Below are 17,636 nucleotides of genomic sequence, written 5' to 3' on the forward strand. Positions count from 1 at the left end.
GGATTAACGGCGATCGCCGGGGGCGGTCGGCAGAGAGCGATAGCGTTGTGCCGACTGGGCAGGGCGCGCCGTCGCCGGCCCCGCCGAGATCTCCCTCGCGCGAAAGCCAGCGCGGCCTCGACTGGTTCATCTTCTTCCTCGCCGACGTGCAAACCGGCTTCGGTCCGTTCGTCGCAGTCTATCTGACGACGCAGAAATGGACCCAGGTCGAGATCGGCTTCATCCTTTCGATCGGTGGCATCATCAGCCTGCTGGGCCAGATGCCCGGCGGCGCGATCGTCGACGCGGCGCGTTCGGAGCGGATCGTTGCGGGACTTGCAGTTGCGACGATCGGCACCAGCGCGTTGGCCTACGCGGTCTGGCCGATCTTCCCCGTGGTAACGCTGGCCGCCGCGCTGCATGCGCTTGCAAGCTGCGTGCTTGGCCCGGCCATTGCCGCGATCAGCCTCGGCCTGGTCGGACCGCTTGCCATCGGCGAGCGGCTCGGCCGCAATGCGCGCTTTGCGTCGCTAGGCAACGGATCGGCCGCCGCGTTGATGGGAGCGACCGGCTACCTGCTGTCGAGCCGCGCGGTCTTCCTGGTTACGTTCCTTCTTGCAATACCGACCCTGCTGTCATTGGCCCGGATCCGCGAGCGCGAGATCGACATCGCCCAGGCTCATGGCTCGGTGCCGCGTGAAAAGCCGGACAAGAAAGCCACCAGCGTGTGGACCCTGGTGAAGCAACGGCCGCTTCTGATCTTCGCCGGCAGCGTGATGCTGTTCCAGCTCGCCAATGCGGCCATGCTGCCGCTGATGGCGGGCGTGGTCACAACGCGCTCGAGCCAATGGGCGCCCGTGCTGATCGCGGCCTGCATCATTGTGCCGCAGGCGATCGTCGCGCTGACCTCGCCTTCGGTCGGCCGCAAGGCGCAGCAAATCGGCCGGCGTCCGCTGCTGCTGTTGGCCTTCGGAGCGCTGGTCGTCCGCGGAGTGCTGTTTGCAACCGTCCGGGATCCTTATCTGCTGGTCGTCGTCCAGGTGTTCGACGGCATCACCGCCGCGGTGTTCAGCGTGATGGTGCCGCTGATCGTCGCCGACGTCGCCTTCGGCAGCGGTCACTTCAACCTGGCGCAGGGCATTGTCGGCACCGCCACCGGCATCGGCGCATCGCTGAGCACCGTGCTGGCCGGCTATGTCAGCGACAAACTCGGCAGCAGCGTCGCCTTCATGGGGCTCGCCGGGATCGCTGCGCTCGGGCTCGTGATGATCTGGCTGGTGATGCCGGAAACGCGGCGGACAGCGGCCTGAGGCGGCCCTCCGATCGCGTGGCACGAAGGGACGGGCGCGCTTACTTGCCTTCACGAACCGGCGAGCTGCGCCGCGGCGCGCGGCACGACCAACTTCTTGTAAAGCGCGCTGTAACAGGCGGCCGACAGGTCCCAGCTATAGGTTTTTGCCATCGCATTTCGGCGCATGGAGTTGAGGCGATCCTTGGTACGGAAGGCGTCGAATGCCCGCCCGATGCCGCCGAGGAAGGATTCCGCCGATGGCTTCGCGAACAGGAAGCCGGTCTCGCCGTCGCTTATGGTCTCCGCCAGGCCGCCGGTCTGATGGCCGATCGGCAGCGAACCGAAGCGCTGCGCGTACATCTGGCTTAATCCGCAGGGTTCGAAGCGCGACGGCATCAGGGTGAAGTCGCTGCCGGCGAAGATGCGGCGCGCCTGTGCGTCATTGAACCCGATCACGACGCCAATGGCGTCGGGGCGCCGCCGATGCGCGCGCACCACCGCGTCCTCGATCTGGGCCTCGCCGCTTCCGGTGACGATGATCTGTCCGCCCGCCGCGATGATCTCTTCGGCGGCCGACAGCACGAGATCGACGCCCTTCTGGTGCACAAGCCGCGCGACAAGCCCGAAGATCGGCCCGCGTGACACCGCGAGCCCAAACTGCCTGCGAACATAGTCCGCGTTGGCCTGCTTGCCTTCCCAGTCGCCGGCACCGAAGGGTTGGGCGAGTTGTGGGCAATAGCGCGGGTCCCAGCTTTCGTCGATGCCATTGAGTATGCCGGTCAACTGGTCTGCGTCGGAGCGGATGCGGAGCAGGCCTTCCAGACCACAGCCGAGCTCCGCCGTGGTGATCTCCCTGGCGTAGGTCGCGCTGACGGTCGTCAGGTGCGAGGCATAGACGAGACCGCCCTTGAGGAAGGAGAGCTTGTCGTAGAATTCCAGACCGTCGATATGAAACGAACTCTCCGGTGCGCCGATCCGTCGCAGCGAGTCCTTCGGAAACAGGCCCTGATAGGCGAGATTGTGGATAGTCAGGATCGATGGGATCCGTGCGTCGCCCCAGGCGAGGTAGGCCGGCGTGAGCGCCGCCTGCCAGTCATTGGCGTGCACGAGGTCAGCTGCCCAATTCTTGTCCAAGCTTCCGGCTGCGAGTTCGGCAGCGGCGGAGGCAAATCGGCCGAAGCGGATGTCGTTGTCGGGCCAGTCGCGGCCGGACTCATCGCCGTAAGGGTTTCCCGGCCTCTCATAGAGTTGCGGGCACAACAGCACATAGACCGGCAGGCCATCCCTGGTCGATGCGCGCCCGAGCGTGCAGGCCGGCATCGCGGCGAGCGGGGCGCATTGTCCAACGATTTCAATGTGGGTGAACTGTTCAACGACGTCCCGATAACCGGGAAGCATGACCCCTGACGTCACTCCACGGGCGCAATGCGCGAGGCAGGGCGGCGGAAACGGCGGCAAGCCCGCCCACCCGGACGAAGTCGTCCATCTCCGTCGTGACGAACAAGACCTTCAACAAGCGCCCTCGTTCCAGCCCATGACCAAACAAGGCTATGCAAAATCGGGTCCAGTTGCGTTTGAGCAAAATGCAACATTGCCCGCGGTCTGGTCCGGACGAGACGCTTTCCTGTCGGAGCGACCCATCTTAGGGTCGCGCGGTGCTAGAAGACAAAGAGCTGTGCGGTGGAGGAAGCTGTGAGAACGTCATTAGCCGGCCTGGATGAGGGGAATTTGACGCGGAGCTTCGACGGACTTCGCGTCCTCGATTTCTCGACCACGATCGCGGGGCCTCATTGCACGCGGATGCTCGCCGACATGGGGGCCGAGGTAATCAAGATCGAAACCGCGGAAGGCGAGACGATGCGGACTCGGCCGCCTGTCCGGAGCGGCTGCTCGACGGCCTTCGGGCAGCTCAATGTCGGCAAGAAGAGCCTTGTGCTCGATCTGAAGTCGCCGGCCGGCGTCGAGGCGGTACGGCGGCTGATCGCGAGCGCCGACGTGCTGGTCGAAAACTTCCGCCCCGGTGTGATGCGGCGGCTGAAGCTCGATTATGCCGCGGTCCGCGACATCAACCCGAAGCTGATCTATTGCTCTATCTCCGGATATGGCCAGACCGGGCCATCGGCGGAGTTGCCGGCCTACGCGCCTGTGATCCATGCGGCGTCCGGCTATGAAATGGCGCATCTCGCCTACCAGCCGGGCCGCAGCCGGCCGGACTATTGCGGCATCTATCATGCCGACGTGCTGACCGGCGTCTACGCCTTCGGTGCGATCTCGGCCGCGCTGTATCAGCGAAGCGGCAGCGGCAAGGGCCAGCACATTGATGTGTCCATGCTGGAATCGATGCTGAGCCTCACCTTGAACGAAGTGCAGTGGTCGCAATTCGAGGTGAAGGCGACGCGGCGGCCGATGTTCGGGCCGATCGAGACCAGCGATGGTTACGTAATGATGGCGATCGCGAGCGAGAAGACGTTCCAGAGCCTGATGCAGGTGATCGGCCGCCCAGAATGGATTTCCGATCCGCGCTTCGCAGAATATTCCGACCGACGGGAAAACTGGGCGAGCCTGATGGACGGCGTCGAGACATGGTCGCGCACTGTGAGCACGCAGGCCTGCCTCGCGGCGTTAAACGAATCCGGGGTGCCGTCGTCGGCCTATCGCACCGTGCGGGAAGCGCTCGCCGATCCGCAGATTGCACATCGCGGCGCGCTTGCCGAAGTCGAGGACGGCGGCGGCGCGTTCAAGGTGCTCAACCTGCCGTTCCGCATGTCTGATGCGACGGTGTCCGCAGCCAGGCGGGTGTCGACGCTGGGTGAGCATACGCGCTCCTATCTCAAGGAGATCGGCCTTTCCGAAGACGAGATCGCAAGCTTTGCCGCGCAGCCACCGACGACCGCGCGCGGATAATCCCTGCGGCTTTTCATACACGTTATGGCCTTGCCGTGCGCGATGATTCCGGACAATCTCCCGCCCATCACACGACGATCCGGAACACCGGAAGTTGCGCACCTGGGAGGGAGCATTGATGAAGCCGGTCGAACGCGCGCGTGCGCTTGCGCGCATTTTTTTGGTAACGGCATTTGGCGCGGCAGCATTCGCAATGCCCGCCAGCGCGCAGAAGCAGGGCGGCGCCATTACCGTCGGCCTGGAGCTCGATATTGCCGGTTTCGATCCGCTCAAGGTCGGCGTTTACGACACCGCGGCATTGACCGCGTCATCCGCGATCTTCGACACGCTCACCTATCTCGACGACAAGGGCGAGCCGCAGCCTAAGCTCGCGCTATCCTGGACTCATTCGGAGGATTTCAAGACCTGGACCTTCAAGCTGCGCCCGGGCGTCAAGTTCCACGACGGTACGCCGTTCAATGCCGAAGCCTACAAGGCGAATTTTGACCGCCAGAAGGATCCCGCCAACAAGTGCCGCTGTGCCTTCTACATCTCGGCCGTCAACGATGTGCAGGCGCCCGATGAACTGACGTTGGTCGTCAACCTCAACGACCCCGCGGTGAACTACCCTGCCTTGGTCGCCTATGCGAGCCAGAACAACGCGGTTCACTCTCCGACGGCCTGGAAGGCCAAGGGCGACGACTACAACCGCAATCCTGTCGGCACCGGCCCCTATATCCTGAAATCCTGGACTGCCGGTGATCGCATGATCCTGGAGAAGAACCCCGACTATTGGGACAAGGACAAGGTCTATTTCGACCGCGCCACCTTGAAGCCGCTGCCCGATGCGCAGTCGCGCTTTGCCAGCCTGCAATCCGGCGAGGTCGACCTCATCTGGGATGACGAATATGACGCCGACAACATTCAGAAGGCGCAGAAGGATCCCAAGCTGACCGTGCACACCTTTGCCGGTTCGGGTGCGGCAGTGTACGCCTTCAACACCAAGACCCCGCCGCTGGATGACGTGCGGGTCCGTCAGGCACTTGTCATGGCGCTCGATCGCAAGAAATGGTCGCAGGCGCTCAACAATGGCCTGGCCAGGCCCGCCAGTAACCCGTATGGCGACGGCTCCTGGGTCAAGTGCAAGGACGACGGCGCATTGCCCGAGGACGTCGAGAAGGCGAAGGCGCTCATCAAGGAATACGGCAAGCCGGTCGAATTCAAGACGCTCGTCACCGCGACCCCGCGCGGCCGCGCCAACGGGCAGATCCTGCAGCAGTTCTGGAAGCGCGTCGGCGCCAACGTGGAGATCGAGCAGGTCGATCAGGCGACCATTCCGCCGCGCGCCTTCATGCGCCAGTTCCAGGTCACGCCCTGGCGCATCGTCGATCTCGCCGATCCCGACGTCCAGATGTACGCCAATTTTCATACCGGCAGCCCGGTCGCGCTCGCCAACTACTCCAATCCCGAGCTCGACAAGTTGCTCCAGCACGCCCGCACCACTCCGGATACCGGCCAGCGCATCGAGGATTATTGCGCGATCAGCCGGCTGATCAACAAGGAGGCGATCTGGTTCTGGACCTTCCAGAACACCTACTACGCGATAGCGAGCGCGAAGGTCAAAGGCTTGCCAAAGATGTACAGCGGGGTGATCGACGTATCGCGCGCCTGGAAGGAATAGCCGCTCATGGCGTTCGTCGCGCGCAGGCTCCTCTATCTCGTGCCGGTGCTGATCGCCGTCTCGGTGCTGACCTTCGTGATCGCCTCGCTCCTGCCGGGCGATCTCGCTTACGTGATCCTCGGCGATCAGGCGACGCCGGAAAACGTCGCGGCGCTGCGTCATGACATGGGGCTCGATCAACCGATCTGGCTTCGCTATTTCGGCTGGCTCGGCCATATCCTGCAGGGCGATTTCGGACGGTCCTTTCGCACCGGACAGACCGTGTTGCAGGCCATGAGCGAGCGCGTACCGGTGTCGTTCGAGTTGATGATTCTCGCCGAGCTGCTGGGCCTCGCGATCGGCGTGCCGCTCGCGATCGCCTGCGCGGCGAAGAGCGGCAGCGCCTTCGACCGCTTCATGACCGGATCGGCCTTCGCCATGCTGTCGGTGCCGAGCTTCCTGTCGGCGATCCTGCTGATCTATCTGTTCGCGGTCGAGCTGCGCTGGCTGCCGGCGACCGGCTACGTGCCGTTCTCCGAGGATCCGCTTGCCAATCTGCGCTTCATGGTGCTGCCGGCGTTGACGCTGGCCCTCGCCGAATGGCCGGGCATCATGCGCGTGCTGCGCTCCGACATGATCGCCGCGCTGCAGGAGGACTACATCGCGCTTGCCAAGGCGAAGGGCCTGAAGCCGTCGCGCATCCTGTTCGTGCATGCGTTGAAGCCGTCCTCGCTGACCCTGGTGACGATCACAGGCATCAATATCGGCCGTTTGATCGGCGGTGCCGTCATCGTCGAAACGATCTTTGCCTTGCCGGGGATCGGCCGCCTGCTGGTCGGCGCGATCTACAACCGCGACCTCATCATCCTGCAGGGCGTGGTGCTCCTGGTCGCCGCGGGCTTCGTGATCATGAATTTCATCGTCGACATGCTCTACGCCGTACTCGACCCGAGGATCCGTCATGGCCACGCTTGAACTCGGCCTCGAGGAGGATGTCAGCGCGGCTCCGGTACGGCCCGCGCGCCGTCTGGGAGCGCTGTTCCGGCTCGCGATCGGTTGGATGATGCTGGTCTTCGCTGTGGCGATCCTTGCCGATATGCTGCCGCTGCCGAGTCCGACCGACATGGACATGCTGGAGAAGCGCGCACCGTTCTCGTTCGAGCATTGGCTCGGCACCGACGGTTTCGGCCGCGACGAGTTGGCGCGGCTCGTCTATGGCGCCCGGGTTTCGCTGGTCGTTGGCCTCTGCGCGCCGGTGATCGGATTGACCATCGGTGGCGCGCTCGGGATGCTTGCGGGCTATTTCCGCGGCCGTTTCGAGACCTTCGTGGTCGGCAGCATGGATGTGCTGCTGGCGTTTCCGCCGCTGGTCCTGGCGCTCGCGGTCACTGCCTATCTCGGCCAGTCGATCTTCAATCTCACCTGTATCCTCGGCGTGCTCGGAATTCCCGCCTTCATGCGGGTGGCGCGGGCCGCGACGCTGTCGCTGGCGCGGCGCGAGTTCGTCATCGCCGCGCAGGCGCTCGGCGCGACGCATGCGCGCATCCTGCTGCGCGAGTTGTTGCCGAACGTGCTGCTGCCGCTGCTCGCCTATTTCCTGCTCGTCGTTGCCGTCACCATCGTGGTGGAGAGCGCGCTGTCCTTCCTCGGCCTCGGCGTGCCGCCGCCGGTGCCGAGCTGGGGCAGCATGATCGGCGAGGGACGCGAAAGCCTCGACGTCGCGCCGCGGCTCGCCTTCATTCCGGCCATCGCGATGTTCCTCACCGTGCTCTCCTTCAACCTCGTCGGCGACACCATGCGCGCGCTGACCGATCCCAGGCAGGGCGCGCTGTGAGCAGCGGCGTCCTGCTTTCGGTGGAAGATGTGGTGGTCGACCTGCCGACCCCGCGCGGCAATTTGCGCGCGGTCGACCATGTCGATCTCGCCGTCGGCGCCGGGCGGACGCTCGGCATCGTCGGCGAATCCGGCTGCGGCAAGACCATGCTGTCGCGCGCAATCCTGCAACTCCTGCCCAGGAAGGCGAGGCCGTCCGGACGCGTGATGTTCGACGGGCAGGATCTCCTGAGACTGCCGGCGGAAAAGCTGCGCAGATTGCGCGGCCGCTCGCTTGCGGTCGTATTCCAGGACCCGATGACCTCGCTCAACCCGGTGCTGACCATCGGCACGCAATTGATCGAGACCATCCGGGAGCATCTCGAACTCGATCTCGCCGAAGCCAGGCAGCGCGGCGTCGATCTGCTTGCGGCGGTCGGCATTCCGGCGCCGGAGCAGCGGCTTGAGCAATATCCACACCAGCTCTCCGGCGGCATGCGGCAGCGCGTCGCAATCGCGATCGCGCTGTCCTGCGAGCCGAAGCTCCTGATCGCCGACGAGCCGACCACCGCGCTCGACGTCACGATTCAGGCGCAGATCCTCGATCTGCTGGCGCGCGAGCAGCGGCGTCGCCACATGGCGATGATCATCATCACACATGACCTCGGCGTGGTCGCCGGCCGCACCGACGAGGTGGCGGTGATGTATGCCGGCCGCGTGGTCGAGCGCGCGCCGACGTCGGCCTTGTTCAAGCAAATGCGGATGCCCTATACCGAGGCACTGCTCGCGGCGCTGCCCAAGCTCGACGCCGCACCGCATACCCCGCTGCCGGCGATCTCGGGGCGACCGCCCGATCCGACCCGGCCGCTGAAGGGCTGTTCATTCGCGCCGCGCTGCCGCTATGCGGCCGGCCGCTGCAACACCGAGAAACCTTCGCTTAGCCGGGCGGAAACGCCGGGGCACCTGTACGCCTGCTTCCATCCGATCGAGACCGGCGCGGGTGCTGTCGCATGATGCTGCAGGCCGCACCCGACCCGCTGCTGAGGGTGGAAAATCTCGTCGTCGAATATGCGGTCGGCGGCAAGACCGTCCACGCCGTGTCCGACGTGAGCATCGAGATCGCGCGCGGCGAAACGCTGGGGCTGGTTGGCGAATCCGGCTGCGGCAAGTCCACCCTCGGTCGCGCGGTGCTGCAGTTGCGCCCGGCAGTATCGGGCAAGGTGCTGTTCGACGGACACGACCTCACGACCATGCAAGGCGAAGCACTGCGCAGGATGCGCCGGCGCGTGCAGTTGATCTTCCAGGATCCGATCGCCTCGCTCAATCCGCGGCGGCGGATCGGCGATATCGTGGCCGAGCCCCTGGTGATATCAGGCGTCAAGGATCCCGGGAGACGCAGTCAGCTGGTCCATGATGTGCTGTCGGCTGTTGGCCTCGATCCCGCGCTCGTCATTGGCCGCCTGCCACATGAGTTCTCCGGCGGCCAATGTCAGCGCATCTGCATTGCCCGTGCTTTGGTGCTCAATCCGGACTTCGTCATCTGCGACGAGCCGGTTTCAGCGCTCGACGTGTCGATCCGCGCGCAGATCCTCAACCTCCTGGAGGAAATGAAGGCGCGGTACGGCCTGACTCTGCTGTTCATCGCCCATGACCTTGCAGTGGTGAAGGCGGTGAGCGACCGCGTTGCGGTGATGTATCTTGGACGGCTCTGCGAGGTCGGTCCGTCCGAGCAGCTTTTTGCGCGGCCGGCGCATCCCTATACCGCGCTCCTGATCGATGCCATTCCAGTGCCCGATCCGGACATCAGGCCCGCGGAAACCGTGCCTGTCGGCGAGCCGCCGTCGCCGATCGCGCCGCCATCGGGCTGTCGATTCCGCACCCGTTGTCCGCGGGCGGATGCGCGCTGCGCCAACGAGGTGCCGGAACTGCGCGCGGTTGCCCCCGGCCAGTTCGCGGCTTGCCATCATCCGCTGGTCTAAATTTTGGCAAGACCAACACGGCGTTTGTCCCGCGAGGGCGGACGTGGCAAGGTCGGCTGCAAGAACAAGATCCCGGGAGGACAGCGATGAAGAGTTTTCAGGTCGTCGATTTCAACGCGCCGCTGCAGGAGGTCGATCAGCCGACGCCGCAGCCTTCAGGAACGCAGGTGCTGATCAAGGTCAAGGCCGCCGGCGTGTGCCACAGCGATCTGCACATCTGGGAGGGCGGCTACGATCTTGGTCACGGCCGCAAGCCATTGTCGTTGAAGGACCGCGGTGTGTCGCTGCCGCGCACGATGGGACATGAGACAGTCGGCCAGATCGTGGCGTTAGGGCCCGACCTGAAAGACGCCGACAAGGGGGGTCTCAAGGTTGGCGACGTTGCGCTTGTCTATCCCTGGCTCGGCTGTGGCAAATGCGCGACCTGTCTCGGCGGTGACGAAAACATGTGTGCGGTCAAGCCGAATGCGCTCGGCGTCTATTGCGATGGCGGCTATGCCGACCACATGACGGTGCCGCATGCCAAGTACCTGTTGAACCTGGATGGACTCGACCCCGTCACGACCGCCCCCTACGCGTGCTCGGGCGTCACCACCTATAGCGCACTGAAGAAGATCGAGAAGGACCTGGATACGCCGGTCGTGATCTTCGGCGCCGGCGGTCTCGGCCTGATGGCGCTGTCGCTGTTGAAGGCGATGGGCGGCAAGGGCGCGATCGTGGTCGATATCGACGCGAAAAAACGCGAAGCGGCCGAGGCTGCCGGTGCGCTTGCGACCGTCGACGGCAAGGCCCCGGACGCGCTGGAGCAATTGATGAAGAAGGCCGGACAGCCGATCCGCGCCGCGATCGATCTGGTCGGTAATGCCCAGACGACGCAGCTTGGCTTCGACTGCCTGACCAAGGGCGGCAAGCTCGTCATCGTCGGCCTGTTCGGCGGCGGCGCGACGTGGGCGCTGCCGCTGATCCCGATCAAGGCGATTACCATCCAGGGCAGCTATGTCGGCAATCTCCGCGAAACGCAGGAACTGCTTGATCTCGTGCGTGCGAAGAAGATCCCGCCGATCCCGGTGACCCCGATGCCGCTTGCGCGCGCCAATGAGGCGCTGGTCGATCTGCAGAAGGGCAAGCTGGTCGGCCGTGCCGTGCTGACGCCGTAACGTCTCCGCCGCCACTTCGCGGAGCGAGGCCAGGAAGCAATCCGTCATCCCCGCGTGGAGACATGGATTGCTTCGCTTCACTCGCAATCAGCGTCCATCCTGAGGAATTCCCATGTCCGCCAATAGCGCGCTCCACATCGCAGTTCTCGGCGGCGATGGCATCGGCCCCGAAGTGATGGTGCCGGCGCTCGAGGTGTTGCGCAAGATCGAGGCGACGACGGATCTCAAATTCCGCTTCACCGACGCGCCGGCTGGCGCGAACCACTACAAGGCGACCGGAAAGTCGATGCCGGAGAGTACGATCAGGTTGTGCGAGGAGGCCGACGCGATCCTGCTCGGGGCCTGCGGCCTGCCGTCGGTGCGCTATCCCGACAATACGGAGATCGCTCCGCAGATCGAGTTGCGCATGATCTTCGACCTCTATGCCGGCGTGCGGCCGGCGCGGCTGATTCCGGGCGTGCCGAGTTCGATCGTCGGCGCCGATCGGAAGGGCATCGATCTCGTCGTCATCAGGGAATCCACCGAGGGCCTGTTCGCCTCGATGGGCAAGGGCGTCGTCACCAACACCGAGGCGCGCGAGACGATGGTGATCACGCGCAGGACCTCGGAGCGGCTGTTTGAGTTTTCGTTCCGCCTCGCCGAGCGTCGCAAGGCGCGCGGCCGCGCTGACGGCGGGTTGACCTGTGTCGACAAGGCGAATGTGTTCAAGGCGTTCGCCTTCTTCCGCGAGATTTTTGACGAAACCGCAAAACGTCATCCCAACGTGAAGGCCGACCACCACTACATCGACGCCATCGCGGCGGCGCTGGTTCAGCGTCCATGGGATTTCGACGTCATGGTCACCGAGAACATGTTCGGCGACATCCTATCTGATCTGACCGCCGGTCTGATCGGCGGCATGGGCATGGCGCCGTCGGCTGATATCGGCGATCGCCGCGCGGTGTTCCAGCCCTGTCACGGCACCGCGCCCGATATCATGGGGCAGGGCAAGGCAAACCCGACCGCGATGATCCTGTCGGTGGCGATGATGCTGGATTGGCTCGCCGACAAGCATGGGCTGGAGAGTGCTGCCGAGGCGGGCGAACGTATCGCGCGTGCGGTCGACAGGGTCTATGCTGACGGCATCAAGCCGTTCGAGTTCGGAGGCAGAAACGGCACCGCTGATATCGCCAAGGCGGTGCTGACAGCGTTGTAGCGAGCGCCGCCTTGGTAAAATCCGGGCTTGAAAAAAAGCGCCGCCATTCACCATGGCAGCGCTGCAACATACTTCCCGGCCTGATCAGCAGAATGCACGGTGCGACGATCAGCCACCGGCCGATCCGCTGGGGCGGGTCGATCGCGTCGCGGGCCGCGACCTGAATGGCGATGCCGCTCAGTCTTCGTTGGCGGCAATCGATTCCATCAAGGACACCAACTGACGTTGCACAGTTTGGTCCTTGATCTTGCTGTAGGCGCGCAGCAACCGCAGGCTGAAGGCGCTGTCGAGGAACAGGAGGCTCTCGACCTCACGCGCCTTGTTGTCGCCGTCGTAGAAGAAGGTGACCGGAACGTCGAGCGCGGTCGCGATTTGCTGGAGACGAGCAGCGCCGACGCGATTGACGCCCTTCTCGTACTTCTGGACCTGCTGGAAGCTGACGCCAAGCTTATCGCCGAGTTCAGCCTGGGAGATCTTCTGCTCCACACGCCGCAGACGAATCCGCTTGCCCAACTCAATGTCCGGCTTGCCGGCACTGCGCTGCTTCATCTTCTTTGCTGCTGATCTGTTCATCCTGGTGACCGTCCTTCAAATTGGGAGCTCCTGGCCAGAAAGGTCAGGGACTCGTCCATGATGTACCGCGTTAAAGTTCGTATGAGTCTTCAGTTGGATCGCGAGAACCAAGTAAGCAATTAAGAATATCGCGGGATGGTATCCACGCATTCGCGCTGTGGAAGCACCCTGATACCGACACGGCGAACTACCTAAAGTCGATAGCGCCAAGGTGTGTCTCTCGACACCCCGCCCTCTACATTTGGCAAAATATTGACCGAACCTCAACTAGTGCGGGTCTCATCGTCACAGATTTTGCGCGGATGCTTAGCGGCGGCACTGACCTCGCTTTCCGTACTCCTACGGATAACTCTATCTTACGGGCGTCATCATCCAGGCGCAACCCTTGCTAGTGTGAGGTCGAGGTCACGGACCAGTCTCGTTGCACCCTTGGGCGACAGCACCCCGCGAAAGTTTGTCGCAGGTGCGCGTGAGGGTTTCGCAAAGTTGCTGGACAATTGCGCAAAAGTTCTGAATCATTCAAAACAAGCTTGCGCCTGACCACAGCCAGCAAACTTCTGGTAGGACAGTGGGAGAGGCTAATGAGACGAAAAAGGGGATCACCCCGACTCTACCTTGCGGGTTCGGGAGTGAGTGGAATGCCGGTCGCAAATCTTGAACAACGATTGCTGTCGCTGCTCGCGACCCTGGAGGAGTGCCAGGCGTTTCTGCTGGATCGAGGCAGCGCGGAACCCGCGAAGCTGCTGTCCCTTGCCATCCTTGAGCTTCGAATGGAGCTTCACAAGGTGACGGATTCCGAGCTGAAAGCGTTGTGCGACATGATGGCGTCGGAGCAGCCGGAGCAGGAGTCAGGGCCGGCGCGACGGTTCCCGCCCTATCTGAGGCTCGTCAAATAGATTTTCAGCGCTCGCCACTGGCGCGCGAGCCATTCCCGCGGCATCGCGATTTCTTTCTTGCCTGGTCGAGGATGCCCGAAACGATGAGCCCGCAATGGTGAAGTTGCGGGCGCGCGCCGAAGAGGAAGCGGGAAAACTTCGTCTGGAAATAAATGCTGCCTGTGCGCAACGGAATTCCGATGCGTCAGAGATTGCTTTCGGTGATTGCGGCGTAGACCATCGTGCGCAGCTCGCGCCGCAGCGGGTATGCGCTCGAAGGTAGCACCTGGGTCATGAAGATCGTGATCAGCTCCTCGGCCGGATCGATGAAGAACGACGTCGTCGCAGCACCGCCCCAATTGTATTCGCCCGGGCTGCCGGCAATGAGCGTCTGCGTGGGGTTCATGGTGACGGCAAAACCAAGGCCAAAGCCGATCCCGTTATAGGTGGCCTCGCTGAACAGCGAGCGGGACATTCCCGGCAGATCAAGGCCGCCTGGCAAATGGTTCGACGTCATCAGCTTCAGCGTCTTGGGTCCGATCAGCCTGACGCCGCCGAGTTCGCCACCATTGAGCAGCGCGCGGCAGAAGGTCAGGTAGTCGGATGCGGTCGAGCACAGACCGCCGCCGCCCGAGATCAGCGAGGGCGGCGACAGGAACGAACTCGTGGCCGGGTCGTCCTGCAGCGTCAGCGAGTTCTTGCGCTCGGTGGCGTGGAACGTCATGCCGCCTTGCGGGTCCGCCGAATAGCAGGCGGCGAGACGATGCGCCTTGTCGGCCGGAACGAAGAAGTCGGTGTCGTTCATGCCGAGTGGAATGAGGATGCGCTGCTTCAGGAACTGCTCGAACGGCATCCCTGAGATCTTGCCGATCAGATAGCCGATTACGTCGGTTGCGACCGAATAGTTCCAGGCATCGCCCGGCGAGAACTCCAGCGGGATTTTGGCAAGTTCCTCGATCATGCAGTCGAGCGTGCCGGCCTTGACAACCTCGCCGATCTTCTTCTCGCGGTAGGCCGCGTCGACATTGGAGCGTTGCTGGAAGCCGTAAGTCAGACCGGAGGTGTGACGCAGGAGGTCGACGATCAGCATGGGCCGCGTCGGTGGCCTCGTCAGAAAGGCGGGCGCGGTTCCGGCCACGAAGACGTCGAGGTTCTTCCATTCCGGGATGTATCTCGCCACCGGCTCGTCGATCGCAACGCGGCCTTCCTCGACCAGCATCATGAAGGCGACGCTCGTGATCGGCTTGGTCATCGAATAGATGCGGAAGATGGTATCGTCCCTGACCGGCACCTTGCGCCCGAGATCGGCAAAGCCCTGGACTGCCGAATGCACGATCTTGCCGCGGCGATAGATCAGGACCTGCGTGCCCGGGAAACGGCCGGAATCGATGTAGCGGCGCTTCAGGTGCGCCTCGAGGCGGTTGAGCGCTGCCGTCGACATTCCCGCGGATTCGGGCGAGGCAGGGGTGGGGGCTAACATCGGGCTCTTCTCCGGCTGGCGGGAAAGCCTTGTTAGCCGAAAACGGTGTCGCGTTCCAAGCGCTTGGCGCTTACCCGCATGCCGCCAGTGGTGTAGGCTCCCGCCTGCAATCGCACCTTCAGGAAACGCACAAGATGACTCAGTTCAACGACGCCGAGCTCACCACGGCCGTGATCCGCAGCTTCGACCAAACGCCCAATCCACGGGTCAAGTTCCTGCTGCAGGAACTCGTGAAATCACTGCATGATTATGTGCGCCGGACCGACCTCACCTTCGAGGAATGGGACTATGCGATCGACTTCCTGACCCGCACCGGACAAAAATGCACCGACATCCGCCAGGAATTCATCCTGCTCTCCGACGTGCTTGGCGTGTCGATGCTGGTCGATGCGGTCAACCACCGCAATCGCGACGGCGCCACGGAGACCACGGTGCTCGGCCCGTTCTACGTCGGCGAGCACAAGGTAACGCCGCACGGCGCCGACATTTCAGCGAGCCTGCCGGGCGAGCGCATGTTCGTGCAGAGTCGCGTCACCGACCTGAAGGGCAAGCCACTCGCGGGCGTGCCGGTCGATATCTGGCATGCGGATGACGACGGTTTCTACGATTCACAGAAGCCGGACTACACCGCGCAAGGCCCGTCGTCGCGCGCGCGCTTCATCACGGACGCCGACGGCCGCTTCTATTTCCGTACCATCGTGCCGTGCAGCTATCCGATTCCGACCGATGGCCCGGTTGGGCAGATGATCAAGCAGACGAATCGTCATGCGATGCGGCCGGCGCACGTGCACTTCCTGGTCAATGCGAAGGGCTATGAACCGTTGATCACGCATGTCTTCATGGATGGCGACAAATATCTCGACTCCGACGTCGTGTTCGGCGTGAAGGATGAACTGATCGCCACGATCGAGAAGCGCACCGATCCGGTGATGCCAGACGGCAAGTCGGCGGACGGACCATGGAGTTTGATGACCTACGAATTCCGCCTCAAGCCGGGCGGCGGAATGGCGCCCGCGCCGCTCGGCACGAAGGTGGCCGAAGACGCCTGAGCGAGGTGCTCGAGACTGTCTGCTCAATTCTTGTGCGGCGCACAAGAATTGAGCGAATCGCAAGTTTTGGGAGCGGGCACAATTTGTCGCCCGCGCCAGAATTCTCAGCAAGTATTTATAATTGTTATACTTTTCATCATGCGCGAGCTTGGCACGATGCTTGAATAGCTAGCGCCGACGCCATCGACGCCGTCCTCCGAGACCACCCTATCCGAATTGTGTTGCCACCAGCCGGGGCCTCCCCGGAACGCGCCTCCCTGCGCGCGGTGGTCCCATCAGGCGGACGGCCATCTGAAGACGCAAAGGACCATCTTTTTCATGACGAAGCCGACCAAAGAGACCTCTCGCCGCGCGATCAGCCGTCGCCAGCTCCTCAAGGCGACCAGCGGTGCCGCGGCGCTGCTCGCCGCGGCGAAGCTGAACTTCCCCGCCGGCTCGGTTGCGCAAGGCGCGGGTCCCGAAGTGAAGGGCGCCAAGCTCGGCTTCATTGCGCTGACCGACGCCTCGCCGCTGTTCGTCGCCAAGGAGAAGGGCATCTTCGCTAAATACGGTATGCCGGATGTCGAGGTGCAGAAGCAGGCCTCCTGGGGCACCACGCGCGACAATCTCGTGCTCGGCTCCGAAGGCAACGGGATCGACGGCGCGCATATCCTCACCCCGATGCCGTATCTGATCTCGGCCGGCAAAGTCACGCAGAACAATCAGCCGACGCCGATGTACATCCTGGCGCGGCTCAACCTGAACAGCCAATGCATCTCGGTAGCCAAGGAGTATGCCGACCTGAAGATCGGCGTCGATACCACACCGTTCAAGCCGGCTCTGGAAAAGAAGAAGGCAGGCGGCAAGCCGGTCAAGGCAGCCATGACCTTTCCCGGCGGGACGCACGATCTGTGGATCCGATACTGGCTTGCAGCTGGAGGCATCGATCCCGACAAGGACATCGAGACCATCGTGGTGCCGCCCGCGCAGATGGTAGCCAACATGAAGGTCGGCACGATGGATTGCTTCTGCGTCTGCGAGCCGTGGAATCTTCAGCTTATCCACCAGCAAATCGGCTACACCGCGATCACCACCGGCGAACTCTGGGACAAGCATCCCGAGAAATCGTTCGGCCTGCGCGCTGCCTGGGTCGACAAGAACCCGAGGGCCGCAAAAGCGCTGTTGATGGCCGTGATGGAAGCGCAGCAATGGTGCGAGAAGGCCGAGAACCGCGAAGAAGCCGCGACGATTTGCGCCAAACGGCAGTGGATCAACTGCCCGGTCGAGGACATCACCGACCGCATGAAGGGCAAATTCGACTACGGCACCGGCCGCATGGTCGAAGATTCGCCGCAGCAGATGCGGTTCTGGAAAGACCACGCCTCCTATCCCTATCAGAGCCATGACCTCTGGTTCCTCACCGAGGACATCCGCTGGGGCAAATATGAGGCGGGCTTCGACACCAAGGCACTGATCGCCAAGGTCAACCGCGAGGATCTCTGGAAGGAGGCCGCCAAGGAGCTTGGCGTGCCCGCGTCCGAAATCCCTGCCTCGACATCGCGCGGCAAGGAGATCTTCTTCGACGGCAAGATTTTCGATCCCGAGAATCCCGCCGCGTATCTCAAGTCGTTGTCCATCAAGCGTGTTGACGTCTGATCCGCGTGAAGCTGCGCGAGAGTCTCGCGCCGCGCTCCCCCTGACCACGGAGATTTCCTTTCGATGTC

At 63.4% G+C, this 17,636-nt stretch carries 14 protein-coding genes and 1 pseudogene; 12 read left to right on the top strand and 3 right to left on the bottom strand.

Features of this window, described 5'->3' with window-relative positions:
* Nucleotides 1-2 precede the first annotated feature (2 nt).
* On the top strand, nucleotides 3-1,289 hold the full coding sequence (locus tag JQ553_RS14470) for an MFS transporter (protein WP_409363066.1): 1,287 nt from the start codon (nucleotides 3-5) through the stop codon (nucleotides 1,287-1,289).
* A gap of 50 nt (nucleotides 1,290-1,339) precedes the next feature.
* Here the strand turns inward: JQ553_RS14470 and glgA are convergent.
* Nucleotides 1,340-2,756, bottom strand: a pseudogene (gene glgA / locus JQ553_RS14475) (glycogen synthase GlgA).
* A gap of 206 nt (nucleotides 2,757-2,962) precedes the next feature.
* On the opposite strand from glgA, the gene JQ553_RS14485 reads away from it, so the two are divergent.
* The 8 genes from JQ553_RS14485 (at nucleotide 2,963) to JQ553_RS14520 (ending at nucleotide 11,956) form a co-directional block, all read left to right on the top strand.
* Nucleotides 2,963-4,174, top strand: a complete 1,212-nt coding sequence (locus JQ553_RS14485) for a CoA transferase (protein WP_312015146.1) — start codon at nucleotides 2,963-2,965, stop codon at nucleotides 4,172-4,174.
* 118 nt (nucleotides 4,175-4,292) lie between these two features.
* The gene (locus JQ553_RS14490; RefSeq protein ID WP_212500635.1) at nucleotides 4,293-5,834 is read left to right on the top strand and encodes an ABC transporter substrate-binding protein; all 1,542 of its coding nucleotides are present in this window, start codon (nucleotides 4,293-4,295) and stop codon (nucleotides 5,832-5,834) included.
* Nucleotides 5,835-5,840: 6 nt separating this feature from the next.
* Nucleotides 5,841-6,788 (top strand): ABC transporter permease, encoded by a 948-nt coding sequence (locus JQ553_RS14495; RefSeq protein WP_212500636.1) that lies wholly within the window; start codon nucleotides 5,841-5,843, stop codon nucleotides 6,786-6,788.
* Nucleotides 6,775-7,647, top strand: a complete 873-nt coding sequence (locus JQ553_RS14500; RefSeq protein WP_212500637.1) for an ABC transporter permease — start codon at nucleotides 6,775-6,777, stop codon at nucleotides 7,645-7,647. Before JQ553_RS14495 ends, JQ553_RS14500 begins: the two co-directional genes overlap by 14 nt.
* Nucleotides 7,644-8,639 (top strand): ABC transporter ATP-binding protein, encoded by a 996-nt coding sequence (locus tag JQ553_RS14505; RefSeq protein ID WP_212500638.1) that lies wholly within the window; start codon nucleotides 7,644-7,646, stop codon nucleotides 8,637-8,639. Before JQ553_RS14500 ends, JQ553_RS14505 begins: the two co-directional genes overlap by 4 nt.
* Nucleotides 8,636-9,604 (top strand): ABC transporter ATP-binding protein, encoded by a 969-nt coding sequence (locus JQ553_RS14510; protein ID WP_212500639.1) that lies wholly within the window; start codon nucleotides 8,636-8,638, stop codon nucleotides 9,602-9,604. The genes JQ553_RS14505 and JQ553_RS14510 overlap by 4 nt, the downstream gene beginning before the upstream one ends.
* An 86-nt stretch (nucleotides 9,605-9,690) precedes the next feature.
* Nucleotides 9,691-10,761 carry an alcohol dehydrogenase gene (locus tag JQ553_RS14515; RefSeq protein WP_212500640.1) on the top strand — a complete coding sequence of 357 codons (1,071 nt, stop codon included), beginning with the start codon at nucleotides 9,691-9,693 and terminating at the stop codon, nucleotides 10,759-10,761.
* A gap of 112 nt (nucleotides 10,762-10,873) precedes the next feature.
* Nucleotides 10,874-11,956, top strand: coding sequence for an isocitrate/isopropylmalate dehydrogenase family protein (locus JQ553_RS14520; protein WP_212500641.1), 1,083 nt, complete (start codon nucleotides 10,874-10,876; stop codon nucleotides 11,954-11,956).
* A 177-nt stretch (nucleotides 11,957-12,133) separates the two neighbouring features.
* On the opposite strand, the gene JQ553_RS14525 is transcribed toward JQ553_RS14520, so the two are convergent.
* The gene (locus tag JQ553_RS14525) at nucleotides 12,134-12,529 is read right to left on the bottom strand and encodes a helix-turn-helix domain-containing protein (protein ID WP_016844123.1); all 396 of its coding nucleotides are present in this window, start codon (nucleotides 12,527-12,529) and stop codon (nucleotides 12,134-12,136) included.
* A 638-nt stretch (nucleotides 12,530-13,167) separates the two neighbouring features.
* Between JQ553_RS14525 and JQ553_RS14530 the strand changes: the two genes are divergently transcribed.
* Complete coding sequence (locus JQ553_RS14530; RefSeq protein WP_212500642.1) at nucleotides 13,168-13,425, top strand: hypothetical protein; 258 nt, start codon at nucleotides 13,168-13,170, stop codon at nucleotides 13,423-13,425.
* A gap of 184 nt (nucleotides 13,426-13,609) precedes the next feature.
* On the opposite strand, the gene JQ553_RS14535 is transcribed toward JQ553_RS14530, so the two are convergent.
* Nucleotides 13,610-14,884, bottom strand: a complete 1,275-nt coding sequence (locus JQ553_RS14535; protein ID WP_212500643.1) for a serine hydrolase — start codon at nucleotides 14,882-14,884, stop codon at nucleotides 13,610-13,612.
* A gap of 134 nt (nucleotides 14,885-15,018) precedes the next feature.
* Between JQ553_RS14535 and JQ553_RS14540 the strand changes: the two genes are divergently transcribed.
* Together JQ553_RS14540 and JQ553_RS14545 are read left to right on the top strand one after the other, a co-directional pair.
* Nucleotides 15,019-15,933 (top strand): intradiol ring-cleavage dioxygenase, encoded by a 915-nt coding sequence (locus JQ553_RS14540; protein ID WP_212500644.1) that lies wholly within the window; start codon nucleotides 15,019-15,021, stop codon nucleotides 15,931-15,933.
* A 318-nt stretch (nucleotides 15,934-16,251) separates the two neighbouring features.
* The gene (locus JQ553_RS14545) at nucleotides 16,252-17,568 is read left to right on the top strand and encodes a CmpA/NrtA family ABC transporter substrate-binding protein (RefSeq protein ID WP_212500645.1); all 1,317 of its coding nucleotides are present in this window, start codon (nucleotides 16,252-16,254) and stop codon (nucleotides 17,566-17,568) included.
* The last annotated feature ends 68 nt before the right edge of the window (nucleotides 17,569-17,636 follow it).

It is taken from the genome of Bradyrhizobium lablabi (assembly GCF_018131005.1).
In the GTDB taxonomy this organism is placed as follows: domain Bacteria; phylum Pseudomonadota; class Alphaproteobacteria; order Rhizobiales; family Xanthobacteraceae; genus Bradyrhizobium; species Bradyrhizobium lablabi_D.

What these genes read in the sequence shown, in the direction of transcription:
- JQ553_RS14490 (WP_212500635.1), top strand. Translation starts at nt 4,293, where the DNA reads ATGAAGCCGGTCGAACGCGCGCGTGCGCTTGCGCGCATTTTTTTGGTA.
- JQ553_RS14495 (WP_212500636.1), top strand. Translation starts at nt 5,841, where the DNA reads ATGGCGTTCGTCGCGCGCAGGCTCCTCTATCTCGTGCCGGTGCTGATC.
- JQ553_RS14510 (WP_212500639.1), top strand. Translation starts at nt 8,636, where the DNA reads ATGATGCTGCAGGCCGCACCCGACCCGCTGCTGAGGGTGGAAAATCTC.
- JQ553_RS14515 (WP_212500640.1), top strand. Translation starts at nt 9,691, where the DNA reads ATGAAGAGTTTTCAGGTCGTCGATTTCAACGCGCCGCTGCAGGAGGTC.
- JQ553_RS14535 (WP_212500643.1), bottom strand. Translation starts at nt 14,884, where the DNA reads ATGTTAGCCCCCACCCCTGCCTCGCCCGAATCCGCGGGAATGTCGACG.
- JQ553_RS14525 (WP_016844123.1), bottom strand. Translation starts at nt 12,529, where the DNA reads ATGAACAGATCAGCAGCAAAGAAGATGAAGCAGCGCAGTGCCGGCAAG.
- JQ553_RS14530 (WP_212500642.1), top strand. Translation starts at nt 13,168, where the DNA reads ATGCCGGTCGCAAATCTTGAACAACGATTGCTGTCGCTGCTCGCGACC.
- JQ553_RS14540 (WP_212500644.1), top strand. Translation starts at nt 15,019, where the DNA reads ATGACTCAGTTCAACGACGCCGAGCTCACCACGGCCGTGATCCGCAGC.
- JQ553_RS14545 (WP_212500645.1), top strand. Translation starts at nt 16,252, where the DNA reads ATGACGAAGCCGACCAAAGAGACCTCTCGCCGCGCGATCAGCCGTCGC.
- JQ553_RS14520 (WP_212500641.1), top strand. Translation starts at nt 10,874, where the DNA reads ATGTCCGCCAATAGCGCGCTCCACATCGCAGTTCTCGGCGGCGATGGC.
- JQ553_RS14500 (WP_212500637.1), top strand. Translation starts at nt 6,775, where the DNA reads ATGGCCACGCTTGAACTCGGCCTCGAGGAGGATGTCAGCGCGGCTCCG.